The sequence below is a fragment of the Streptomonospora salina genome (assembly GCF_014204715.1).
GTDB classification, from domain to species: Bacteria; Actinomycetota; Actinomycetes; order Streptosporangiales; family Streptosporangiaceae; genus Streptomonospora; species Streptomonospora salina.
Window position 1 is genome coordinate 4,930,354 of the sequence record NZ_JACHLY010000001.1, and the last position, 22,465, is coordinate 4,952,818.

Sequence of the window (22,465 nt, forward strand, 5' to 3'; positions counted from 1 at the left end):
GCCGCGCGGTCGGCGCCCCTCCGCCTGCGCTGATACCGCCCCGGTCGTATTCCCGCGCCCGCCTGCCGACGGCGGGCCCCGACCGCCCGAGGAAAGGCGACGTGATCCTGCCAGCAGCATGTCCGGCGGTGCGCGGCCACCGCGCCCGCACCGCCCCCGCTTGCGCGCACACACCCTGCGGCGTACCGGAGGTGGCGCCCTCATGCCGATAGAAACGACACGCCGGGCGGCGCTGGGCCTGGGAGCGCTCGGCGCCGGCGCGGTCCTGCTCGGCGGATGCTCCGGTGATCCGGCCCCGGAACGGCCCCGAAGCGGCGGCCGGGTCCGCGCGCTCTTCGCGGGCGGAGGCGCCAACGAGTCGATGGATCCGCACGTCCAGCCGCTGTTCATCGACCAGGCCCGGCACAAGGCGCTGTACGAGAAGCTGACCCAGTTCAACGCCGACATGTCGCCGCGCGGCCAGCTCGCCGAGGACTGGACGGTCGACGAGGGCGGCGCCCGGTGGCGGTTCCGGCTGCGCGCCGCCCGATTCCACGACGGCCGCACGGTGACCGCCGACGACGTGCTGGCCAGCTACGCGCGCATCACGGCCCCCGCCGACACCCCGCGCAACGGCCGCACCCTGCTGGCCCGGGTCGACCTGGGCAACTCCCGAGCGGTGGAGGAGCGCACGGTCGAGCTGCGGCTGACCTCGCCCACCTACGAGCTGCCCGCGCTTCTCGCCGGTACCGGCATGCACATCGTCCCGGCCGACTTCGACGACCGCGACCCCGCCACCGACGCAGTGGGGTCGGGAGCGTTCACTCTCGCCTCCTTCGAGGCCGGCCGGTCGATGCGCGCGGAGCGGTTCGGCGACCACTGGGACGGCGGGGCGCGCATCGGGGAACTGGAGATCCTCTCCGCCGAGTCCGAAGCGCGCGGCAACGCCCTGCTCGGCGGGCAAGGCGAGTACATCCACGACATGTCGGCCACCTTCGCCCGCTCGAACGAGGACAACCCCGATGTCACCGTGGTGCGCACCCCCAACAGCGGGATGGCCGCCATGGCGATGAAGACCGACCGGGCGCCGTTCGACGACCCGCGGGTACGCAAGGCGTTCCGGCTGCTGGTGGACCGCGAGCGCTTGGTGGATGTCGTCTCCGCCGGAACCGCGCGGGTCGGCAACGACGTCTTCGGCAGCGGATACCGGTACTTCGACGACGACCTGCCCCAGCGCGGACGCGACCTGGACCGGGCGCGCCGCCTGCTGCGCGAGGCCGGCGCCCAGGACCTGGAGGTCGCGCTCGACACCTCCGAGGCCGCGCCCGGCTTCGTCGACGCCGCCACCCTCTTCGCCGAACAGGCCGCCGAGGCCGGGGCCACCGTCGACGTGCGCGTGGGCAACCAGGACACCTACTTCAGCGACATCCTGGACCAGGGCGTGTTCGCCTCCTACCGGTCCGGGTCGATGCCCATCCCCAACCACCTCGCGCTGCGCATGGTCAGCGACGCACCCCAGAACGTCACCGGCTGGAAGCGCGCGGGGTTCGACGAAGCGTTCGCCCGGGCCCAGGCCACCGCCGACGAGCAGGAGCGCACCCGCCGCTACCACGAGCTCCAGCAGGAGCTCCACGACGACGGCGGCCTGATCGTGTGGGGCTACACCGAGTGGATCAACGCCACCGCCGCGTCCCTGCGCGGTGTCGAGCGGGACGCGCCGCCCAACACCGCCGACTGGGCGAGGTTCGACCGGGTCTGGTTGGAGTGACGGCACGGGCCGCCCTCGGCCGCCTCGGCGTGGCCGCCGCGCAGCTGCTCGCCCTGTCGGTGCTGGTGTTCACCGCGACCGAGGCGCTGCCCGGCGACGCAGCCGAGGCGGTCCTCGGCGAGGACTACACCCCGCAGCAGGCGGCGGAGATCCGCGCCCGGATGGGCCTGGACGAGCCGCCGACGATCCGGTTCCTCCAGTGGTGGCAGGACCTGCTCACCGGCGACCTCGGAACCTCGCTGATCTCGGGCCGGCCGGTCACCGACCTGGTGGCCCGATCCCTGCCGCCCACCCTCATCCTGGCCGCCGCGACGGTGGCGCTGCTGGTGCCCCTGGCCGCGGCCCTCGGCCTGGCCGCCGGGGCCGGGGAGGGCGGCCGCCTGGACCGGGCCGTGACCACGGCCACCCTTGTGCTGTACTCCATCCCCGACTTCGCGCTGGCGATGCTGCTGGTCCTGGGGCTGTCCCTGCAGGTGCGCCTGCTTCCCGCCACCGCGATGGGCGCCGACGGCTGGCGGCTGCTCACCGACCCGCTACTGCTGGTGCTGCCCGTCGCGGTCCTGCTGTGCCGGGTCGCGGCGCTGCTCGTCCGCCAGGTGCGCGCGGGCACCGCCGATGCCATGCGCAGCGAATACGCCGCCCACGCCCGCCGCCTCGGTGTGGGGCGCCGCCGGCTGCTGCTGCGCCATGTCGCTCCCAACGCCCTCGCCCCCGCATCCGAGGAGCTGGCGCGCGTCGGAGACAACCTGTTCTCGGGAGTGCTGGTCGTGGAGGTCGTGTTCGCGGTCCCCGGAGTCGCGGGGGGAGTCGTCGACGCGGTCGCCATGCGCGACGTTCCCGTGGTCCAGGGGTACGTCTTCGTTCTCGGCGCGGTGACGATCGCCCTCAACCAGGCGGCCGAGCTGGTCTCCCGGCGGCTCGTGCCGCGGATCGAGCAGGTGCGCCGGTGATGCGGCGGCGCGCGGCGCTCCCCCTCGCCATGGTCCTGGTACCCGCTGCGACCGGGCTGGCCGGACCGCTGCTGGCACCGCTGGTCGCGGCCGATCCGGGGCCGCCGTTCGCCGCGCCCGGCGGCGGCTACCCGCTCGGAACCGACCGGCTGGGCCGCGACGTGCTCACCCAGCTGCTGCTGGGCGGCCGCTCGGTCCTGGCCGTGTCGCTGGCCGCGGTCGCGCTCGCCTACGCCGTCGGCGGCGCGATCGGCCTCGCGGCGGCCGCCGCCCGCCGCGGCTGGGCGGACGCGGCGCTGCTGCGCCCGCTCGACGTCGTGATGGGCGTGCCCTCGCTCCTGATGATCAGCGTCGTCGCGGTGTGGTGGTCGTCGCAGGCCGCAGTGATCGCCGCCGTGGTCGCCGTCACCAACGCGCCGGGCGTGGCGCGCCTGGTCCGGGCGGCGGCGCTGGACGCGGTGAGCGCACCGGTGTTCCAGGCCATGCGGCTGCAGGGGGAGAGCCGCGCCCGCCTCTACTTCGGCTACGTCGGCAGGCGCGTTCTGCGTCCCGTCGCCGCCGACACGGGCACCCGGATCACCGCTGCGATCGCGCTGGTCGCATCGGCCAACTTCCTCGGCCTCGGCCCCGGGCCCACGGCACCGGACTGGGCCGTGGCCGTCGCGCACAACCGCACGGGCCTGACCGTGCAGCCGCTCGCCCCGCTGGCGCCGGTGGCGATGCTCGTCTCTTTCACCGTGGGGCTGAACCTGCTGTGGGACCGCGCGATCCGCGCCCGGACGCAGCCGGGACCGAGAAGGGAGTGGACATGGACCGGTCCGAACCGGTCGCCGAAGCGCAGGGCCTGAGGGTGTGCGTGGACGGGCGGCCGCTCGTGGAGGGCGCCTCGTTGACCGCCGCCGCCGGCGCGGTGACCGCCCTGGTGGGGCCCTCCGGCAGCGGCAAGACCACCACCGCGCGTGCGCTGCTGGGGGAGTGGCCGCGTGCGGCCGCCGTCTCGGGCCGGATCCGGGTCGACGGCGTGGACGTGGTCGACGGCGGGTACCGCGCATCCGAGCGGGACCTGGAGCGGCTGCGCGGCGGCACCGTCGCCTACCTGCCGCAGGACTCGGCCGCCGCGCTGAACCCGGCCCGGCGCGTGGGTTCGGTCCTGCGGGAACTGGCCGCGATCCACGATCCGCCCGGCGGCCGGGGCCGCGCGCGTGCCGCCGCTCTGCGGTCCGCGTCCCTGGAGGCGCTGCGCACGGCCGCCCTGCCGGCCGACACCGACACCCTCCGCCGGTTCCCGCACCGCTTCTCCGGCGGACAGCGGCAGCGCGTCGCGCTCGCCCAGACACTCGTGTGCCGCCCGCGCCTGCTCGTATTGGACGAACCCACCACCGGACTGGACGCGGCGACGAAACTCAGCGTCATCGGCACGGTGCGCGGCCTCGCCGAAACCGGGTTGGCCGTGCTGCTGCTCAGCCACGACCGCGCGGCGGTGGACGCGCTGGCCGACACCGTCGTGCGCCTGGGAGGCGAGCGGCGGCGCAGCGGCGCCGGCCGCCTGCCCCGGCCTGTGGGCGGTGCCGGCCCGCCCGCGGCCGCGCGGCGGTCGGCGAACGGCTCTGCGCCCCTGCTGCGGGTGCGGGGACTGGGCGCCCGCCACCGCGCCGGGCGCAGGCGCACCCTCGCCGTGGACGGCGCGGATCTCGACCTCGGGGCGGGCACGGTGTCCGGTCTCATCGGCCCCTCCGGCGGCGGCAAAACGACCCTCGCCCGGTGCGTCGCCGGGCTGCACACCCCCGCGTCGGGCACCGTGGAGCTGGCCGACCGCCCCCTGCCGCCGCTCGCGCGCCGCGACACGGAGCAGGTGCGGCGTGTGCAATACGTCTGGCAGGAAGTGCTGACCTCCTTCGACGCGGACCGGCCCGTGGACGTCCAGATCGCGCGCACCGCGGTCCGGCTGCGCGGACTCGGGCGGACGGAGTCGCTGACCGAGGCCCGCACACTCTTGGAGGGCTTCGGCGTGGGCGCGGCGACCGCGGCCCGCCGGCCCGCGCAGATCTCGGGCGGCGAGCTGCAGCGCGCCGCGCTGGCCCGCGCCCTGCTGGCCCACCCCGATGTACTCGTATGCGACGAGGTCACCACGGCCCTGGACGGCGAACGCCAGGCGGACGTCCTCGGCGCGCTCTGCGCGACGGCCACGGAGCGCGGTACGGCGCTGCTGCTCATCAGCCACGACCTCGGCCTCGTCGCCGAGTACGCCGAGCACGCGGCCGTCATGGCCGGAGGACGCATCGTCGAGAACGCCCCCTGCGACAGGTTGATCGCCGCACCCGCGACCGCGCAGAGCCGGACACTCGTCGAGGCGAGCGGGCTTCAGCGCACCGCCACCAGCACATAGTTGTCGCCGTACTGCCACACGGTGCCCACCTCGGAGAAGCCGGCGGCGTGCAGCAGCTCGGTGTGCCGGGTCAACGTGAAACCGTTGCCCCACCCGCCGGTGGCGCCGCGGCGCTCGCGCTCGGCCAGCAGGTCGGCGAACTCCGGCACGCCGGCGGCGGCGTCCCACCACGACCGCCAGTCCTCGTTGCCGAGCACACCGCTGCGCTCCAGCCGCCGGTCCCGTACCGCTTGGGCGGTCGCCGCCAGTCGGGGCCGCTCCTGCTCCAGATGGTCGCCGTCGACCAGCACCGCGCCCGATCGCATCACCGCGGCCATGTCGCGGTAGGTCCGGGCCAGCTGCTCCTCCGGCAACCAGTGCAGCGCCGTGGTCGAAACCGCAGCGTCGACTCCGCCGCCGAGCCCGAGCGCGTCGAGCCACCCGTCGCGCCCCACCCACGCGTCGACCAGGCGCACCCGCTCCGGCGCGGTGGCGGCGCCCAGCGCCAGCAGAAGCGGATCGGAATCGACGCCCACCACGCGCGCCTCGGGCAACCGTTCGGCCAGACGCACAGCAAGCGAACCGGGCCCGCACCCCAGATCCACCACGCACGGCCGGTCCCGACCCGCCGCGGTGTGCTCGACCGCGTGTTCGACCACGTCGCCGATGACGGTGAACCGCTCTTCGCGGTCGGCCAGATAGCGCTCCTGCTGGACATCCCACCGCCGCAGCCACTCCGCGGCCAGTCTTTCGTCGACGGGCACCGGGACCTCGCTTCCTTCTCTCGTGCGACCACGTGCCGCTGCGAACCTACTGCACGCCGGTGGCGCCGCGGCTCTCGGGGGAAGCCCCGGCGCTGCGAGCGGGTTCCGGCAGCCGCCCGCCGGCCCTGTTCGGACGGGCGCTCATCCTCGGACGCTTCGACCGGCCTTGAACGGGGTGAACGCCGGCGGGACCGCGCCCGTCCGTCCGCCGGTCCGCCCGCCCGTCTCCAGGAGGCGCCCCGGCTGATGCCGTCAGCGCCCTGTGCGCCCGTAGGTGCGGACCGACAGCGGGACGAAGACCGCCAGCAGCGCGGCCGACCAGATCAGGACGGCGGCCACGGGGTGCGCGAGCGGCCACGCCGCGTCCGGGGACGTCGCACCCGGATTGCCGAACAGTTCCCGGGAGGCGGCGGTGAGCGCGCTCACGGGGTTCCAGTCGGCGAGCACCCGCAGCCACCCCGGCATGCCGCCGGTCGGGACGAACGCGTTGGACAGCATCGTGAACGGCAGCAGCAGCGGAACCAGCTGGTCGGCGGCCTCGTCGTTCTTCACCACCAGTCCCAGGTAGACGCCGCCCCAGCTCAGCGCGTACCGCAGCACCGTCATCAGCAGGAACGCCCCGGCCGCGGGAAGCAGGCCGCGCTGCGGCTGCCATCCCACCAGCAGGCCCGCCCCCGCCATGACGGCCAGCGACAGCAGACCGACCAGAAGGTCGGCACCGGCCGCCCCGAACGGCACGGCCGACCGCGCCGTCGGCATGGACGCGAACCGGTCCATCACGCCGCGGGAGGCGTCGCCGGCCACGCGCACCGTGACCGTCGTGACGGCCGTGAAGGCCACCATCGAGAACAGGCCCGGCATCAGGTAGGCGCGATAGTCGCCGCCGTCCGGCACCGTGATCGCGCTGCCGAACACGTAGCCGAACAGCACCACCATGACGGCGGGGAACACCAGCATGGCGACGAGCTGCCCGGGCTCCCGCCGCAGCCGGCCCAGCTCGCGGCCGACCAGGGTCAGGCCGTCGGAGAACGCCCAGCGCATGCGGCCCGCCGGCGGGGTCGGGGCGGTCATCGGACGGGTTCCGTGCGGTCGGTGAGGCGCAGGAACACCTCGTCGAGGGTGGGGCGGCGCCGCCGGACGTCGGCAGCGTCGATCCCGGCGCGGTCGAGCTCGCGCACGATGCCGGCGAGCCGGAATCCGCCGGGCAGGGCGAGGCTGAGCCGGTCGGGGCCCGTCGCCGCGGGCTCGGTTCCGGCCAGGGCGTTCAGTACGGTCGCCGCCGGACGCAGCGCGGCGGGGTCGTCGAGGACGACGTCGAGGCGGTCCCCGATCGCGGCCTTCAGCTCCTCGGGCGTGCCCGCGGCGACGACCCGCCCGTGGTCGATGACGGCGATGTCGTCGGCCAGTTGGTCGGCCTCATCCAGATACTGCGTGGTGAGCAGCACCGTGGTGCCCTCCGCCGCGAGCTCGCGGACGCTGTCCCAGATCGCGCCGCGGCTGCGCGGGTCCAGGCCGGCGGTGGGCTCGTCCAGGAAGAGCGCCTCGGGGCGCCGGATGAGGCTGGTGACCAGGTCGAGGCGGCGCCGCATACCGCCGGAGTAGTCGGCGACCCGACGGTCGGCGGCGTCGACGAGGTCGAAGCGCTCGAGCAGTTCATCGGCGCGCCGGTGCGCCTCGCGCCGGGACAGGTGGTAGAGGCGCCCGAACATGCGCAGGTTGCCGCGTCCGGTGAGCTTCTCGTCCACGGCGGCGTATTGGCCCGCGAGCCCGATCCTGGCGCGCACCTTGCCGGCCTCGCGGGCGACGTCGTAGCCGGCGATGCGGGCGTGCCCGGCATCGGGATCGGACAAGGTCGCCAGGATGCGCACCGCTGTCGTCTTCCCCGCGCCGTTGGTCCCCAGCACGCCGCAGACCGTTCCTTCCGGGACGCTCAGGTTCAGGCCCCGCAGCGCATGGACGTCGCCGAAGGACTTATGCAGCCCCTCGGCGACCACGATCGGATCCGCCATGATCCCCCCACTGGGTACGTTGTACGCGGTTGTGGCGATGAGGCTAATTCATTGGGTACGATGTACGCAATAGAAGGGGGACGGGTGACCGACACCGAGTACGTGAGTATCTGGATGCGGCCGGAGCGCCCGGCCCGCGGGCCCAAACCGGTCTACAGCCGCGCGCAGATCACCGAGGCGGCGGTCCGGATCGCCGACGCCGAGGGGCTGGAGGCCGCCACCATGCGGCGGATCGCCGACGAGGTCGGCGCGGGCACGATGTCGCTCTACCGGCACGTCCCCGGCCGCGGCGACCTCGTCGAACTCATGGCCGACCGGGTGCGGGGCGAGATCGACGTCGAGGGAGTGCCCTCCGGCGACTGGCGCGCGGACCTGACCCGCTACGCCTACGGGGTGCGGGCGATGTGGCGGCGGCACCCGTGGATCGCCACCGTGCACCAGGTCGTCCCCGGCTTCGGCCCCAACCAACTGCGCTTGATCGAACGGGTGATGGGGACCCTCGACCCCCGCGTCTCCATCGACGAGAACCTCGGCCTCATGGCCGTTCTGAACGGCTACGTCGAGGGCGCCGCCCGCGACGAGGCCGGCTGGGCCGAGGAGGTCCGCCGCAGCGGGCTCGGCGAGACGGACTGGATGATGCGGAGCGGCCCCTACGTCGACCGGCTGGTGGAGAGCGGCGAGTACCCGGTCTTCAGCAAGATCGTGGCGGATGCGCGCGGGCCGCACCTGAGCCGCGACGACCGGTTCCAGTACGGTCTGGACCGCGTCCTCGACTGCATCGCCGCGGCCCTCCCGCCACCGGTCGCGCCTCCGGCGGCGCACCGGGAAGGGCAGGGCGACCGGGAAGGGCGGGAGGACCGCGGCGATTAGCGGCGGCCGCGGGTCGTGCTCGGTTACGCCGCCGGATGCCGGGGCACCCGTCCCTTATGGCCCAGGTCACCGGCGGTCCCACGCAGGCGCGCCCCGCGGAGGTGCGGCCGCGCCTGGGCGTCGCGCCCCGACTGCCGGGGAAGGACGCGCGGTCCGCGGGCGGCGGCGCGCCCCTCGGGTCCCTCGGCCGCCGGCTCGGTGACCACATCGCGTGGATCGCGGTGGGGCGCGAGGCGGCGACGGGGCCCGGCGCACCGACCGACGCTTCCGGTCTCGACGGGTCGGCCCTCGACGGCCGACGCGCTGCAGCACCTGTTCGGGATGGTCGGCGACCGGTTGGACGACACGCGCCGCCGCGACGTCCTCGATGCGATCGAGCGCCACCGGCGCGGCGAGGTGCCGCTGTCCGTTCCGCTGGAGACGGTCCGGCAGCACTGCCCAGCCGAGCCCGGGCTCGGCTGGGCCGCCGAGCAGACCTACTTCGCCCCCGGCCCGCCCGCACGACGGCCGCGTGCCGCGCTGCCGGCTGAGGCGACCGCGCTCCCGCTGCCGTCGGGGCGGACGCGCCGCGACAGGGGGATCACTCGCCACTGCGCGCGCCCGGGGGCGCGGACAGGTTCAGGAGCGTTTCGCCGAGGTGGTGCAGCCAGCCGGAGATGGTCTCCAGGTCGTCTTCGCTGCCACGGCCACCGCGGCGGGATGCTGCGCGCCCTCACCCTGACCGGCGGGGTCATCACCTCGGCCGGAGTCGTACTCGCCGCGACGTTCGCCGCCCTGTCGGTGATCCCGCTGCTCTTCCCGGTTCAACTCGCGTTCCTCGTGGCCTTCGGAGTCCTGCTGGACACCCTCGTCGTGCGGTCGGTCCTGCTGCCCGCCTTGGCGCTGGACGTCGGAGCCCGCACATGGTGGCCCGCGCGGATCGCCGGGGCCGGTAGCGGCGGCGTCGACCGGTCGGGCCCGAGCGCGATCGCCTTATGAGCGGCGGCCGGTCGCCCCGCTCTCCAGCAGGCCCTGTACCAGCCCCGTGACCCACTCCTCGGTGGGGGTGTCGGGGGCGAACAGGATGCGGTACATCATCGGCGCGACGAGGTGGTCGACGACCGCGTCCGTGTCGGGGGCGGACTCGCCGCGGACGGCGGCGCGGTCCAGCATGGCGCCGATCTGCTCGCGGGCGTATTCGCAGCATCTCCCGGCGTTGCCGTACCCGGTGTCGCTGGCGAGCACGTCGCGGACGTACGCGCGGCCCGGCGTCGAGGACATCTCCTCCAGGTACTGCCGGGCCCACGCCTCCAGGTCGGAGGCGAGTGCGCCGGTGTCGGCGGTCGGGGTGTCCGGGCGAAGACGCTCCACGGCGACGTCGGCGAAGAGCTCCTGCAGGTCTCCCCAGCGGCGGTAGATCGTCGACGGTGTGACGCCCGCGCGCTGGGCGATCAGCGGCACGCTCAGTTCGCCCCGCGAGCGTTCGGCCTGGAGTTCGCGCACGGCCCGGTGCACCGATTGCTGCACGCGGGCGCTGCGCCCGCCGGTGCGGCTTCCTTGGATCGGACTCACACGTCCAGTCTAACGCACAATCTTTGCGTTAGTCGTGCTGTGCGTGTAGCGTCCCCTAACGCAAATTCTTTGCGTTAAAGTTCGGGGGAGTCATGCCCGCCACCACACCGCCACCCGCGCGCACCCGCCGCGGGGTGCCCTCCGGCGCCGCCACCGCGATCCAGGCCGCCGTCCTCGTCACCTTCCTCGCCGCTTCCAGCGCGCCCACCCCGATCTACGCGGTCTATCGCGACTCCTGGCAGTTGGCGCCGAGCGCGCTGACCGTCGTGTTCGGCGTCTACGCGCTCGCGCTCCTCGTGGCGCTGCTGGTCGTGGGACGGATCTCGGACCACACCGGCCGCCGCCCCGCCATCGTCGGCGCCATCGCACTGGAGGCCGCTTCCATGGTGGTCTTCCTCGCCGCCGACGACCTGGCGCCGCTGATCGCCGCCCGCATCATGCAGGGGTTCGCGACCGGTGCGGCGACCGGAGCACTCGGCGCGGGACTGCTCGACAGCTCGCCCACCCGCGGCCCGGTGGTCACCAGCGTCGCCCCCTTGGCGGGCATGGGCGCCGGCGCCCTGGGCTCCAGCGTCCTCGTGCAGTACGCGCCCGCCCCGATGCGCCTGGTCTACGTCGTGCTGCTGGTCCTGCTGGTCGTCCAGGCCACCGCGATCGCGACACTCGGCGAGACCGCCGAGCGCAGGCCCGGCGCCCTGGCCTCGCTGCGTCCGGCGATCAGCGTCCCCCGCCAGGCTCGCCGCGCGCTGCTCGTCGCCGCGCCGATCGACATCGCCGTATGGGCGCTGGGCGGCTTCTACCTGTCCCTGGGGCCGGCACTCACCGCCGCCGCCACCGGTTCGGCCGACCCGCTGGTCGGGGGAGCCGCGGTCTGCGCCTTGACCGTCAGCGGAGCGGCGGCGATCCTGCTGCTGGGCGGCGCGCCCGCGCTGCGCGTCATGCTCGTCGGCGCGCCCGCCCTGGCGGTCGGAGTCGCCACCACGCTGGTCGGCGTGCACACCGGAGGGACCCCGGTGTACTTCGCCGGCATCGTGCTCGCCGGTATCGGCTTCGGCGCGGGCTTCCAGGGCGCGCTGCGCACCGTGGTCCCCCTGGCCGCTCCCCACCAGCGGGCGGGCCTGATGTCGGCCTTCTACGTGCTGAGCTACCTGGCCGTGTGCCTGCCCGCCGTCACCGCGGGAATCGCCGCCGACACAGCCGCCCTGGGCACCGTCGCCGACGTCTACGGCACGGCGCTCATCGCCCTCGCGGTCCTCGCGGGCGTCGGCACCCTCATGATCAGCCGCGCCCCCGACAGGTAGGTCGGGCCGTACCCGGTCTCGCCGTCGGTCCAGCCGACGGTTCGGCGCCGCCTGACGGCGCGCTGCCCGCAAGCGCTCCCGGACCCGCCCGGCGGCGGGCAGGACCGGGAAACGCCAGCCGCGTTCCTGGTCATGGTGGCGCTGAGTACCCGTGTCCGGGAGTCGACACCGCCTGAGCGACTGCAAGACATGCTCCGCGTCACCGCCGGCCGTCTGCCCATGCTGGAGCGGCCCGCGCCGCCGAGGCCGCCCGCGCCGGTGTCGGCCCTCCAGCGGCACGAAACACGCTGGAAAGCGCTCGCTGGTTATCCGGCCGGACACGGATGGTGTCGTATGACCACCTAGAAACCTCTCGGGACGTCGTCCGCAAAGCGGGCCTTGGCGGATTCGCCGACCGGTGTGAAGAAATTGATCAGGTTCCCGTCGGGATCCCTGACGAGAAGCGAGCGATTGCCCCAGGGCATGTCCGCGGGTGCATTAACGAATACTTCGGCGACATTCTGGAGTTCTTTGCAGGTCTCGTCGACGTCGTCGACGAGGAAGTCCAGCGCGACGCTGCGATTCGCGCACGCCTCGGCGGCGTCGTCTCCGAGCAGCGGCACCGTGGCACTGCTGGCGATGGCTAGCGTGCCGGATGACGTACGAAGCTCGGCGAACATCGGGTGGAGCCGTTCGGCGGTGATTCCAGTGGCTGCTTCGTAGAACGCGACGAGCGCGTCGACGTCGTCGGTGATGATGCGGGTGGATGCCAACTGCATCGCGGACTCCTCCTGTGATGGACGTGAGTGTGGCCGGTACATCCGGCCGCGGACATGACGCTACGAGCGATACCGGACGAGAACTGACCGGTATGTGAGCGATGATGGGTGTCATGGCCGACACGACCGCGCGAGCGTTGCAATTGCTCGATCTGCTGCAGTCCGCGCATTTGCGTACCGTCGCCGAACTGGCAGAGCGCCTGGGAGTCGACGAACGGACGATTCGCAGAGACGTGGCGCGGCTGTGCGATCTGGGGGTGCCCGTCGAGACGGTGCGCGGGCGCTACGGCGGCTATCGGCTCGCGTCCGGCCAGCGCGTCCTCCCGCTCATGTTCAGCAGGGAAGAGGTGATCGTGCTCTACCTCGGACTCGCCCGTTCGCAGTCGGCCTCGCACGAGCCGCAGGTCGCCGCCCAGACTGCCCTGGCCAAGGTCAAGCGAGCGATGCCGATCGCCGATGCGGAGCGGATCGACACCCTGCTGGGGGTGATGACACCTACGTCTCAGCATGGGGGAGCCGCGCCCGAACCCTCCGTCATGCTGACCCTGGCGGAGGCCGTGGATCACCGACAGGTGCTCGATCTGCGCTACCTCAGCGGCCGGGGAGCACCGTCACGGCGCACGATCCACCCCTACGCTCTGGTCGCGCACGCAGACCGCTGGTATCTCGTCGCGTTCGACGCGGACAAGCAAGCCGAACGCACCTTCCGGGTAGACCGGATCCGAACAGCCCGTTCCCTGCCTGGAACCTTCTCTCCACCGCAGCGGTCCGACGCGGAACCTCGCCTCCGTGAGCGCTTCGCCGATGCCGACTACCGGTGGCAGGTCGTGCTGCGCATTCGCGAGAGCGAGGAGCACATCCGGGCGCATCTACCGCTCAGTGTGGCTCGACTCGAGAGATCGGATGGTGCCGAGGCCCCGGAACACGAAGGCACCGCGCCCTGGCACCGGGCCGAGATCCATGCCGAGAGTCTCGATTGGCTGCCGGCCGTTATAGCGGCTCTCGACTGCGAGGTGATGATCGATCGCCCCGATGAACTCCGAGACCGGGTGCGGGCCACTGCGACGCGATTGCTGCACACGTCCGGTCGCACCCGATGACCCGTTTTGCCGTTCATGCCTGGTCGACCGGCCGATCGGGGAGGGGTGGCGGGAACGGTCTCGCGGGGGGCACGACGCGTGGCCGTCTGCCGCGTGGCAGCCGAACCTCCACGGCTTCGCGATGTCGCGATGAGTTCGGTCGCATCCGTCAGTCTGTACGTGTGTCATGCGGTCCGATGACCGCAGCGCAACCCGTAGATACGAGCGGAGAGAAGCTTTGTCCGACACCACCTGCCACATGTCGATCTCGCTCGACGGTTTCGTCGCCGGACCCGAGCAGAGCCGGAACGAGCCGCTGGGCAAGCGCGGCCACGAGCTGCACGGCTGGCATATCGGCGACCCGCGCGCGACCGAAGCCGACGCCACGGCCAACGAATGGCTGATGCGCCCGCGCGGCGCCTACGTCATGGGCCGAAACATGTTCGGGCCGATCCGAGGTGAGTGGAACGAGACGTGGAACGGATGGTGGGGACCCGAGCCCCCCTACCACGCCCCGGTCTTCGTGCTCACCCACTATGCCCACGAACCGATCGAGATGGAGGGCGGGACCACCTTCCACTTCGTGACCGAGGGCTTCGGCGCCGCTTACGCGCGGGCGCTCGAAACCGCCGACGGCAGGGGTGTGGACATCGCCGGCGGCGCTTCGACAGTTCGGCAGGCCCTCAACGCCGACGTGATCGACGAACTCGCCCTCGACATCGCACCCGTCCTACTCGGCAGCGGCGAGCGCATGTTCGACGGCGTCGAGACCTTCGGTTTCGAGCCCATCGAGGTGCTCCACTCACCACTGGCCACCCATATCCGCTACCGCAAACGCGACGACGCCGGCTGAACAGCAACCGGGCCTTCGCGCGTCTCGATCGGGCGACCCTGTGCGTGCCTTTCGATCGTGGTCCGGTGGCGGACCTCCACGCCCCCCTCAGGCTCGGTCTTCCACGGGCCGAGGGGCGGGCCCCGCCTCTGCCCGGGTGCTGCGGCGGGAGCCGTGGACGTGGACGACGCGTTCGAAGCGGGCGAGCGTCTCGGCGCGGTGCGATGCGGCGAGTACGGTGCCGTCGAACTCGGCGATGACGTCGGAGACGATGCGCTCGGTCTCCGGGTCGAGGCTCGCGGTGATTTCGTCCACCAGCAGCACGCGCGGTCGCCGGATGAGGGCGCGGGCCAGGCACAGGCGCGCCTGCTGCCCGCCGGAGAGGCGGAGGCCGCCTTCTCCCAGCTCCTCGTCGAGATCGGCCCAGTCCTTGGCGCCGACGCGTTCGAGCACGGCGGACAGTTCCGTGTCGGGGCGCGGCCGGGTCCCGCGCAGGAGGTTGTCGCGGACGGTGCCGTGGAACAGCCGGGCGTCCTGCTCGACCAGGGCCACGGCGCCGCGGAACGCCTCGTCGTCGAGTTCGGTGACCGGGACGGCCGTGCCGTCGGCGGCGAGCTCGACGGTCCCCGCCGACGGGTCCCACAGGCGGGCCGCGAGCGCGATGATCGTGCTCTTGCCCGCCCCGGAGGGCCCTGCGAGGCCGACGTGCTCACCGGGTGCCACGTCTGCCGACCATCCCTCCAGCGTCGGCCGCCGGTCGTCGTAGGCGAACGAGACCGCACGGAACCGGAGGCCGAGAGAGCCGCTGGGAACCTCCTGCGGCCGGTCGGGCGCGGATACGACCGGCGGGCGGTTGATACCGGAACCGACGCGTCGCGCGCTCGCGGTGAGGGGATGGAGCTGGGTCAGGACCGCGGTGGCCTCGGTGACGGCTGTCACGCCTGCGAGGGCGAGAGCCACGAGCGCGGGCAGGACCGCCGGGGACAGGCGTGCGTCGGCGGGGCCGGAGAGCATACCCGCGGCGGCGGCGCTGACGGCGATGACCCCGATCACGACGGCGGTGACGATCAGCTCGCGCACCCCGGCGGTCAGTTGGGAGAGCAGTTCCCGCCGGCGGGTGACCGCGGCCGCGCGCGCGGTGGCTGTGGCGGTCTCGGCGATGATCCGCGGCGCGAGGCCGTAGCCGAGCACCTCGCGCAGCGCGCCGAGCGCGTCGACGGTCTGTGCCGAGAGGGTTTCGCGGTCCTGTTGCTCCCGTTCGCCGGTCCGTCTGGCGGCTCCGGACCAGCACAGCGCCGTCCCCGCGACCAGCGCACTGCCGAGCGACATCACCAGCGCCGCCTCGGGCAACAGGAACAGGGCGGCGGCGAAGGAGGCGAGGAAGACGGTCAGCGAGGCGCCCAACTGGGCCACGGTGTGGGCGTAGAAGAACTCGAGTTTCTCGATGTCGCCCATCGCGACGGCCGCCGCGCGCCCGGAGTGCTCGCGGCGGCGTGCGGGAACGCTGCGCGCGTAGGCGTCGAAGAGCGCCATCCGCAGGCGGGCCAGCACACGGTAGGCCAGGGCGTGGGACACGTCCATCTCCTGCCAGGTGAACAGGGTCCGCAGCAGTACGAGACCGACGGCGGCAGCCCACCAGAGCGGTCCGGGCGGTGTCCGCTCGACGATCGCGTGGCCGACCGCCCAGGCCGTCAGCACCGCCAGACCGGCGAGACCCAGGGCGCTCGCGGTCGCGACGAGATAGCCGGCGAGCATGCCGCGCCATTCGGGGCGCAGCGCGGGCAGGAGTCGGCCGAAGGTGCGCAGCGCTGCACGGGTACTCACGGAACGCTCCTGTCCAGACGGCCCGCATCCAGCCGCAGCACGGTCGGCACGTCGGCGAGGGCCTCGGGGCGGTGGGTGATCATGATGACGATGCGGTCGCGCGCCACCCGGTGCAGCGTCTCGACGACGTCCGCGGCGCGGTCGGAGTCGAGCGCGCTGGTCGGCTCGTCTACCAGAAGGACGGGGCGGTGCGCGAGCAGCGCCCTGGCCAGGGCGAGGCGCTGGCGCTGCCCGCCGGACAGACTCGCGCCGGCCTCGGCGACCTCGGTGTCGAAGCCGTGCGTGAGCGCGCGCATCTCCTCCAGCACCCCGGCCGCGCGGCACGCCCGGACCAAATCCGCCTCTCCGGCTGCGGTGCCGCTGACGTCGAGGTTCTCCCGGATCGTCCCGGCGAAGAGCACGGGACGCTGGGAGACGACGGCGATGTCCCGGGTGCCCAGCGTTCGGCCGTCCAACTCGAGCCGGCCGGTGGCCGGGGCGAGGAACCCCATCAGGAGGTCGAACAGGGTCGACTTCCCCGACCCCGACGGACCGATGATCGCGCTCAATTCCCCGCGGCGGGCGGTCAGGTCCAGGCCGCTGATCACGTCGGACGCCGTGCCCGGGTACCGGAAACGCAGATTCGACACCCGCAGCACCGCGGCGGAAGGGGCGGGCGCGTCGGCGCCGTCCCCGTCTGCGGCCTCCGGAGCGGGGCCTGCCGCCTCCCCGCGGCGCACCGGGCCGAACGCGCCGATGTCCTGCAGCCCGCGGATCGCGGTGAGTCCCAGGAACCCCGCATGCCAATGGCGGGAGAGCTCCCGGACCGGCCGGAACGCCTCCGAGCCGAGCAGCAGGACGAGGTAGACCTCCCCCGCGGGCGGCTGCCCCGATACCGCGCCCCAGACGGCCACGCCGGCGGCTGCGACGATGCCGCCCTGGACGGCGAGGTCCGTGACCGCGGTCTCGGCCAGGCCTGAGCGCATGACCCGTTCCGTGGCCCGGCGCAGCGCCTCCGAGCGGGCGTGCAGGCGTGCGCGGGTCCCCGACACGTCGCCGAGGGTCCGCAGCGTCGCCATTCCCCGCAGGGATTCGAGCACGTCGGCGCTGAGCGCCTCGTAGCTGTCCCAGTGGTCGAGCTGGCGCCGGGCGATCATGCGCTTCCACGCCATCGGTCCGAACACGGCCAGCAGGACCGCGGCGGCGACACCCGCCGCGGCCCACGGCGACAGGAGCGCGAGGAGGGCGACCACGAGCGGGCATGCCACGGTCACCTGCACGACGGCGGGGATGTACTTCGAGACGTAGGCGTCCGTGCCGTCGACGCCGTCGCCCAGACTCGCCCGCACCGTGCCGTCCCGGACGGCGGTGTCGTGCAGACGCTCCGGCACCAGCGCGGACGCCATCGCACGGCGGCGCACGGCCTGCCTGACCCGGCCTCCCAGCCCGGCGGCGGCCGCCGTCTGCGCGAGGGACGCCAGCAGTCGCAGCACCGCGATCCCGAAGATCAGCAGCAACGCGACGAGGACGTCTTGCGGCCGCCCGCCCAGCACCGCCGACATCGACCAGGCGATCGCCGCGGCCTGGGCGAGGTGTGTGGAGAACGCGAGCAGCAGCAGCGCGGCGCTCGACAGCAGCGCGGCGGGGAACCGTGCGGCCTCGCGCCACAAGGGGCCGACGATCATCATGGGCCGGTCTCCGTCGCGACGCGTCGCCTGCCGGGCAGTGCCGCCAGGGCGTGGATGGTCCAGTGGCCGTCCTCGGCGGCGAACCCCGAGACCGGTCGGCTCCGCCAGTCGCCGGTGGCGGCATCGGCGTAGCAGACGGCGGCTGCGGCGCGGTGGGCGTCCCAGACCGCCGCGGCCAACTCGGCCGCGGCGGCGCCGCCGGGGATCGACCATGTGTGCAGGCGGGCGGCGCCGCGGACCCACGCCTGCCCGGATGCTCTGGCGGCGCGTTCGGCTGCGGGGTCACCGGTCGCCCCCGATTCGAGGAACTCGGTGATGCCGGGTGATCGCCGAGCGGCGAGCGCGTCGCGGTGCCGGGGGCCGATGGTTCGCGACCGCGGGAGCGCGACCGCCGCGAGCGGAATCTCGGGTGCGAACCGGCGGGCGAGCCACCGCCGCTGTTCGGCGGCGGGCGGCACGCCCAGCAGCGCGCGCAGAGCGGCGCCGGGACCGAGCCGCACGGTGAGCCGCTTGGGCGCGTAGAGAAACTCCACGGCGGTGAGGGCGTATGCGGTGTCGGCGATCCACAGCGGCCACGCCCGGTGCCGGTACCGGCCGAAGCTCCGTCCCGGCTGCACCGTCAGAACCAGGTGGGTTCCGTCGGCGGGGAGGTCGGACGCGCCGGTCCAGCCGGCCGCGCGGTCGGCTGCGTCGTCGCGCTTCACGAGCGTGTCCTGCTCCATGTCGTAGGCGTACCGGCCGGGCGCGAGGCCGTCGGCGCCGGGGCCGACGACGAGGTGGGTCTGCACCGGATAGGCGGCGCCGGCCGAGGGCACGGGCCTCCTGTGGATGCGGGTCGGGGTTCCGTCGGACCGGCGGTGGAGGCCGCCGGAGCGCCAGAGCGCGTCGAGGAGTGCGCGTTCCCGGCCCGGGACGGCGACCGGGTCGGCGCCGGCCGCTCGCCACGGATTGGCGCGCGGGCCGGGCGGCCGCGGTCGGCCCGGCGAGCCGGGAGCGAAGGCCCGTGTCAGAACGGCGGGAAGATCCGTCGGATGCTCGGAGGAGGAGTGGAACACGGAGTGGTGGGAGGCGGCGCGACGAGGGTCCGTGCCGGGGCGGGCGGAACCGCGGTGCTCGTGTGCGGTGCCGGAAGGCGGATCGGTGCGGGGCATGGTCGGCTCTGGCTCACATGTGGGGTGGAGGGACGAGGGTGAAGTCCGCCGGGCTCCCGGTCCAGGACGCGCGCCACCCGCGTGCGCGGGCGGCCTCTTCGAAACGCGCCATCCCGAGGTAGGCGAACGCGGCGGGGGCGTTCGGCACGAGGCCGGTGATGAAGGTGCGCACCACGCGCAGGGGCGTGCGGCCGACGTCCGCCGTCGTGAGGTCGCGGGTCAGAACCCGGTGGCCGTGGCGGGCGAGCCGCCGGTAGACCTCCTCCATGGAGACGGCGGGGATCCGGGTGATCGGCCGGAGGCCGAGCGCGGGTTCGGTGAATCGCCGGGCCTGTGCGTGCAGCCGCGGATCGAGCCACAGCTGGACGTGGGCGCCGAGGTCGACGATGTTCTGGCAGTGCTGGCCGGCGGCGTCGAGGTAGGACGCGTCGCCCCGGAAATCGAGGTAGAGGCCGCGGGCCATCAGGCCTTGTTCGACGGCACGGAAGACCCAACCGTCGGCGGTGGTGCACCCCTGGGTGTAGACCCAGGTGTGGACCGCTTCGAGTACCGCCTTGCGTGCCGCCCGGACCGGGTCGAGCGCGGCGGAGAACCCCGCGGCGTAGAGCCCGCGCTCCCGGTCGTGCACGAGCGCCGCGACGGCCGGGGCGAACTCCGAGGGCATGGCGACCAGGGAGGCGCTCAGGGCACCCCCCTGCAGGTCGTCTTCGAGGCCGGGGACGCTCGCGGGGTCGATGCCGAACGTGGGGCCGTCGAGGTGCCACCACAGTTCGAGGGCGTCGCGCTCGACGACTTCCAGGACCCCGCGATCGCGGGCGTCCTCGGCCCCCTGTCCCGTTGCGATGCCCGCGTAGTTCAGGTGGTGGGTGCGGGGAAGGTGCCGGAAGCGCGACTGCCGCCAGTTGAGGTGGACGAGCGCGTCGGGCAGCCAGGCCGGGTGTCCGTCGAGGTCGGCGCACCGGGTCCACAGCGTCGGGGTGTCGTCGGTGAGGGGCGTGTAGGGGAACCCCTGCCTGGTGTACTGCCACGGCGCGAAGCGCGGCAGCCGGGCGGTGTCGAGTACGGGCTCGCCTTCCTCGCTCAGCTCCCCGGCGGTGGCCACGCGGAACTCGTCCAGGGGCGGTTCCGCCGGGAGCCAGTTTCCGCAGTATCGTTCGACGCCTTCGGCGATGGCGGCGATCCGCGCGTGGTCGGCGTCGGCGAAGGACGTGCCCAGCGAGACCCGGTCGGCGGGCCACTCGCCGAGCCGGCGCGCGTCCGCGACGGCCGCGGTGAGCGCGAGGTAGGACGGCGGGGCCCCTTCGGGGCGCGGTACGGGACGGACGGAACGGATGATCCCGCACTCGGGGTCGACGAGCGCCTCGGTAGGGAGAGTGCCGGCCGGGGCGTCCTGCTCCGGGGCGGCGCTGCCCGGATGGGGTGGGCGGAGGTCGCTGGTGGGGGCCGTCATGGGGGTGCTCCGTTCGTGGCGCCAGGTGGCCGCTGCGGGGTCGAAGACCGAGCGGGAACGTGATCCGGGGGGCTGGACCGCGCAGGGTGCGGGGGAGCCCCGGGCCGTGTGGATCCCGAGCCAGGCGTCGATGACCGCGCCGAGTCCGCCGGCACTCCGGACGCGGCCACGCAGGTCGTCGTCGCAGATCCCGCTGACGAGGCCGTGTCCCCACGGCCCGCTGACCAGGTGGCTCGGCCCGGGCCAGTCCCGCGCGAGGCGTGCGGTGTCCTCCCGGAAGAAGTCGTCGTCCCCGCCGATCGCGAGCAGGGGGTACTCGACCGGGCCGTATCGGGCGCGCGGATCGATCCGCTGCGCGGACCACAGTCTCCGCCAACCGGTCAGCGTCTCGGCGGGCCATCCCCAGTCGGCGGCCGCGGCGATCGGTCCGCGCTCGCGCGCTCGGGCCGTTCGCCGGTCGAGCTCGGCGTCGGAGAGGGCGGGCTGTGCGCACCGGCCGCGCCCGTGCCGGTGCCACCACCCGATGCGGTGCCGCAACTGCGGGCGTCCGTCGGCGTCCCAGGCGGTCTCGGCGAGGCCGAGCGCCGGGACCAGGACGACGATCCCGGCGATCGCGTCCGCGCAGGGGGAGCGCGGCGCCGCGTCCGTCCCGTCGCCGACCGCCTCCCGCGCGGCCTCGAGCGCGCAGTGGCCGGCGTAGGAGGCGCCGAACAGCAGCAGCGGCAGGTCCGGGAACTCCCGCAGGAGGCGGCCGAGAATGTCGCGGCCGTCGGCGCCCTCGCGCTCGTAGGGCGACCAGTCTCCGTCGGACCGGTACCGCCCGCGGACGTCCTGCACCAGGCAGTGGTAGCCGCGTTCGGTCCATGAACGCGCGATCGGCGCATGCAGGGCCGCGTCGTAGGGGGTCCGGATGAGGACGAGCCCGGTGGGGGAGGCGCAGCGCCACAGCAGCCCGCGCAGCACCGCGCCGTCCCGCGTCGGGCAGTCGTGGTCGAACGGTCCGCCGGCGGCCGCGCTCATGCGCCCGCCTCGCAACCGGGGGCGTGGGGCTCGGGGTAGCCCAGGACGGTGTGCTCGGTGGCGGTCGCCGAAGCGGAGACGTACTTCCACAAGCTGGTCCGGAACCTCGTCAGCTCATCGGTCTCCTGCGCCCAGGCGAGGGCGACCGTGAGCATCCGGCCGATGAGGAGGGTCCGGGCGGCGGCGGGCAGCGCCGGCGGGGCGCGGGTCGCCGACCGCTGCCAGGCGGCGAGTTCGCGCGGCACCGGACTGGCCGCCAGGCGCCGCTTCTGCACCTGGTCGGCGGTGGGATCGTCGGCCGACAGGCGGATCGGGTCGACGAAGCAGTTGTCGCCCTCGCGGTACCCGCCGAGCCAGGCGGTTCCGTGCTCGGGGAGGGAGCCGAACGCCGCCCAGTCGGCCCGCTCGGCGGGTGTCTCGGCGAACGCGACCACGAGCCGCCGTCGCCCCGGTCCCGCCTCGATGGCGGCCTCGGAGCCGGGCGCGGCGGCCGAAGGCGCGGGCCCGTCCGCCGCGGCGTCCGCCGTCCCGCCCCGGTTCCGCGTGATGCCGGCGCCGAGTTCGCCGAGGACCTCGGCGAGCACGTCCAGGACCGGACCGCCGCCGAGGAGGACGACGTCGCGCCGCCCGGCGGGCCACCGGCGTTCCGCATCGCCGCGTTCGCGAGCGGCCATCACCTCGGTGAGCCGGTCGGCGTAGGCGGAGGACGCCTCCTCCCCGCCGGTGGCCCCGGTGAGGGTGTCGATGAGTCCGGAGGGCGGCGACTGCAGACGCAGGAAGCGCCCCGCCGGGGTGCGGACGGACCCGGTGCCGTCGCCGTCGATGAGCACGTCCGTGCCGGTGCCGGGAATACGGGCGAGGCGGGAGGTCTCTGTCATGGTGGCCCCTTCCAGACGGGTCGGGCACACGGCCCGGCCGGGGGCGCGAGCCCCCGACCGGGCCTGGTCGACCGTCGTCGATCGACAGACGGCTCGGTCAGTCGAAGGGGTTCTCGACGAGAGCGTTGGAGTGCGAGGCCGACAGGTGCGCCAGCTGCTCGGTCTCCTCGATCTCGGCGACGACCTCGTCGCCCGCGGCGAACTCCTGGTTGTCCATCGGGGGGACTCCTTTCTTCTCGGATGACCGCG

Annotated in this window: 19 protein-coding genes and 2 pseudogenes; 10 read left to right on the forward strand and 11 right to left on the reverse strand. The window is 74.0% G+C overall.

Annotated elements, in window-relative coordinates:
- The first annotated feature begins 202 nt into the window (after positions 1 to 202).
- From HNR25_RS22265 to HNR25_RS22280, 4 genes are read left to right on the forward strand one after another with little or no spacing between them, the layout of a single operon-like run.
- A complete protein-coding gene (locus HNR25_RS22265; protein WP_184638381.1) occupies positions 203 to 1,747 on the forward strand; it encodes an ABC transporter substrate-binding protein in 1,545 nt (514 codons plus the stop codon).
- Positions 1,744 to 2,697 (forward strand): ABC transporter permease, encoded by a 954-nt coding sequence (locus HNR25_RS22270; RefSeq protein WP_221457778.1) that lies wholly within the window; start codon positions 1,744 to 1,746, stop codon positions 2,695 to 2,697. Before HNR25_RS22265 ends, HNR25_RS22270 begins: the two co-directional genes overlap by 4 nt.
- Positions 2,697 to 3,545, forward strand: a complete 849-nt coding sequence (locus tag HNR25_RS22275; protein ID WP_184639707.1) for an ABC transporter permease subunit — start codon at positions 2,697 to 2,699, stop codon at positions 3,543 to 3,545. The genes HNR25_RS22270 and HNR25_RS22275 overlap by 1 nt, the downstream gene beginning before the upstream one ends.
- The gene (locus HNR25_RS22280) at positions 3,506 to 5,083 is read left to right on the forward strand and encodes an ABC transporter ATP-binding protein (protein WP_184638383.1); all 1,578 of its coding nucleotides are present in this window, start codon (positions 3,506 to 3,508) and stop codon (positions 5,081 to 5,083) included. Before HNR25_RS22275 ends, HNR25_RS22280 begins: the two co-directional genes overlap by 40 nt.
- Here HNR25_RS22280 and HNR25_RS22285 read toward each other — a convergent pair.
- The 3 genes from HNR25_RS22285 to HNR25_RS22295 all read right to left on the reverse strand — a co-directional run bounded on the left by HNR25_RS22285 (position 5,059) and on the right by HNR25_RS22295 (position 7,835).
- Positions 5,059 to 5,826: a class I SAM-dependent methyltransferase gene (locus HNR25_RS22285; RefSeq protein ID WP_184638385.1), complete on the reverse strand. Its 768-nt coding sequence runs from the start codon at positions 5,824 to 5,826 to the stop codon at positions 5,059 to 5,061. The two genes, HNR25_RS22280 and HNR25_RS22285, sit on opposite strands and share 25 nt — an antisense overlap.
- A gap of 252 nt (positions 5,827 to 6,078) precedes the next feature.
- On the reverse strand, positions 6,079 to 6,897 hold the full coding sequence (locus HNR25_RS22290) for an ABC transporter permease (protein ID WP_184638387.1): 819 nt from the start codon (positions 6,895 to 6,897) through the stop codon (positions 6,079 to 6,081).
- Entirely contained in the window at positions 6,894 to 7,835 is a 942-nt protein-coding gene (locus HNR25_RS22295) for an ATP-binding cassette domain-containing protein (protein ID WP_184638389.1), read from the reverse strand. The genes HNR25_RS22290 and HNR25_RS22295 overlap by 4 nt, the downstream gene beginning before the upstream one ends.
- A gap of 84 nt (positions 7,836 to 7,919) precedes the next feature.
- Here HNR25_RS22295 and HNR25_RS22300 point away from each other — a divergent pair, with 84 nt between their 5' ends.
- From HNR25_RS22300 to HNR25_RS25490, 3 genes and pseudogenes are all read left to right on the forward strand, one after another.
- Complete coding sequence (locus HNR25_RS22300; protein ID WP_184638392.1) at positions 7,920 to 8,705, forward strand: TetR/AcrR family transcriptional regulator; 786 nt, start codon at positions 7,920 to 7,922, stop codon at positions 8,703 to 8,705.
- A gap of 198 nt (positions 8,706 to 8,903) precedes the next feature.
- A pseudogene (locus HNR25_RS26665) lies at positions 8,904 to 9,188 on the forward strand (DUF1722 domain-containing protein); the annotation flags it as partial.
- A gap of 198 nt (positions 9,189 to 9,386) precedes the next feature.
- Positions 9,387 to 9,683, forward strand: a pseudogene (locus HNR25_RS25490) (MMPL family transporter); the annotation flags it as partial.
- Here the strand turns inward: HNR25_RS25490 and HNR25_RS26235 are convergent.
- On the reverse strand, positions 9,678 to 10,256 hold the full coding sequence (locus HNR25_RS26235; RefSeq protein ID WP_184638396.1) for a TetR/AcrR family transcriptional regulator: 579 nt from the start codon (positions 10,254 to 10,256) through the stop codon (positions 9,678 to 9,680). The pseudogene HNR25_RS25490 and the gene HNR25_RS26235 sit on opposite strands and share 6 nt — an antisense overlap.
- Before the next feature lie 92 nt (positions 10,257 to 10,348).
- Here HNR25_RS26235 and HNR25_RS22315 point away from each other — a divergent pair, with 92 nt between their 5' ends.
- Positions 10,349 to 11,557 carry an MFS transporter gene (locus tag HNR25_RS22315; RefSeq protein ID WP_184638397.1) on the forward strand — a complete coding sequence of 403 codons (1,209 nt, stop codon included), beginning with the start codon at positions 10,349 to 10,351 and terminating at the stop codon, positions 11,555 to 11,557.
- A 341-nt stretch (positions 11,558 to 11,898) separates the two neighbouring features.
- On the opposite strand, the gene HNR25_RS22320 is transcribed toward HNR25_RS22315, so the two are convergent.
- Positions 11,899 to 12,315 (reverse strand): VOC family protein, encoded by a 417-nt coding sequence (locus HNR25_RS22320; protein ID WP_184638399.1) that lies wholly within the window; start codon positions 12,313 to 12,315, stop codon positions 11,899 to 11,901.
- A 113-nt stretch (positions 12,316 to 12,428) separates the two neighbouring features.
- Between HNR25_RS22320 and HNR25_RS22325 the strand changes: the two genes are divergently transcribed.
- On the forward strand, positions 12,429 to 13,415 hold the full coding sequence (locus tag HNR25_RS22325; protein WP_184638401.1) for a helix-turn-helix transcriptional regulator: 987 nt from the start codon (positions 12,429 to 12,431) through the stop codon (positions 13,413 to 13,415).
- Between the two features lie 217 nt (positions 13,416 to 13,632).
- On the forward strand, positions 13,633 to 14,247 hold the full coding sequence (locus tag HNR25_RS22330; RefSeq protein ID WP_184638403.1) for a dihydrofolate reductase family protein: 615 nt from the start codon (positions 13,633 to 13,635) through the stop codon (positions 14,245 to 14,247).
- Positions 14,248 to 14,334: 87 nt separating this feature from the next.
- Here HNR25_RS22330 and HNR25_RS22335 read toward each other — a convergent pair whose 3' ends face one another.
- The 6 genes from HNR25_RS22335 to amiA form a co-directional block, all read right to left on the reverse strand.
- On the reverse strand, positions 14,335 to 16,050 hold the full coding sequence (locus HNR25_RS22335; protein WP_184638404.1) for an ABC transporter ATP-binding protein: 1,716 nt from the start codon (positions 16,048 to 16,050) through the stop codon (positions 14,335 to 14,337).
- On the reverse strand, positions 16,047 to 17,717 hold the full coding sequence (locus HNR25_RS22340) for an ATP-binding cassette domain-containing protein (RefSeq protein WP_184638406.1): 1,671 nt from the start codon (positions 17,715 to 17,717) through the stop codon (positions 16,047 to 16,049). Before HNR25_RS22340 ends, HNR25_RS22335 begins: the two co-directional genes overlap by 4 nt.
- On the reverse strand, positions 17,714 to 18,532 hold the full coding sequence (locus HNR25_RS22345; RefSeq protein WP_184638408.1) for a nitroreductase family protein: 819 nt from the start codon (positions 18,530 to 18,532) through the stop codon (positions 17,714 to 17,716). The genes HNR25_RS22340 and HNR25_RS22345 overlap by 4 nt, the downstream gene beginning before the upstream one ends.
- Before the next feature lie 349 nt (positions 18,533 to 18,881).
- Positions 18,882 to 21,338: a CocE/NonD family hydrolase gene (locus HNR25_RS22350; RefSeq protein WP_184638410.1), complete on the reverse strand. Its 2,457-nt coding sequence runs from the start codon at positions 21,336 to 21,338 to the stop codon at positions 18,882 to 18,884.
- Positions 21,335 to 22,216, reverse strand: coding sequence for a hypothetical protein (locus HNR25_RS22355; protein WP_184638412.1), 882 nt, complete (start codon positions 22,214 to 22,216; stop codon positions 21,335 to 21,337). Before HNR25_RS22355 ends, HNR25_RS22350 begins: the two co-directional genes overlap by 4 nt.
- 97 nt (positions 22,217 to 22,313) lie before the next feature.
- On the reverse strand, positions 22,314 to 22,433 hold the full coding sequence (gene amiA / locus HNR25_RS26240; protein WP_246463816.1) for a streptamidine family RiPP: 120 nt from the start codon (positions 22,431 to 22,433) through the stop codon (positions 22,314 to 22,316).
- Positions 22,434 to 22,465: the final 32 nt, after the last annotated feature.

Bases quoted from the DNA above. Each gene is read 5' to 3' on its own strand.
- HNR25_RS22265 (WP_184638381.1), top strand. From the start codon at position 203: ATGCCGATAGAAACGACACGCCGGGCGGCGCTGGGCCTGGGAGCGCTC.
- HNR25_RS22275 (WP_184639707.1), top strand. From the start codon at position 2,697: ATGCGGCGGCGCGCGGCGCTCCCCCTCGCCATGGTCCTGGTACCCGCT.
- HNR25_RS22280 (WP_184638383.1), top strand. From the start codon at position 3,506: ATGGACCGGTCCGAACCGGTCGCCGAAGCGCAGGGCCTGAGGGTGTGC.
- HNR25_RS22290 (WP_184638387.1), bottom strand. From the start codon at position 6,897: ATGACCGCCCCGACCCCGCCGGCGGGCCGCATGCGCTGGGCGTTCTCC.
- HNR25_RS22295 (WP_184638389.1), bottom strand. From the start codon at position 7,835: ATGGCGGATCCGATCGTGGTCGCCGAGGGGCTGCATAAGTCCTTCGGC.
- HNR25_RS22315 (WP_184638397.1), top strand. From the start codon at position 10,349: ATGCCCGCCACCACACCGCCACCCGCGCGCACCCGCCGCGGGGTGCCC.
- HNR25_RS22320 (WP_184638399.1), bottom strand. From the start codon at position 12,315: ATGCAGTTGGCATCCACCCGCATCATCACCGACGACGTCGACGCGCTC.
- HNR25_RS22325 (WP_184638401.1), top strand. From the start codon at position 12,429: ATGGCCGACACGACCGCGCGAGCGTTGCAATTGCTCGATCTGCTGCAG.
- HNR25_RS22340 (WP_184638406.1), bottom strand. From the start codon at position 17,717: ATGATGATCGTCGGCCCCTTGTGGCGCGAGGCCGCACGGTTCCCCGCC.
- HNR25_RS22350 (WP_184638410.1), bottom strand. From the start codon at position 21,338: ATGAGCGCGGCCGCCGGCGGACCGTTCGACCACGACTGCCCGACGCGG.
- HNR25_RS22355 (WP_184638412.1), bottom strand. From the start codon at position 22,216: ATGACAGAGACCTCCCGCCTCGCCCGTATTCCCGGCACCGGCACGGAC.
- amiA (WP_246463816.1), bottom strand. From the start codon at position 22,433: ATGGACAACCAGGAGTTCGCCGCGGGCGACGAGGTCGTCGCCGAGATC.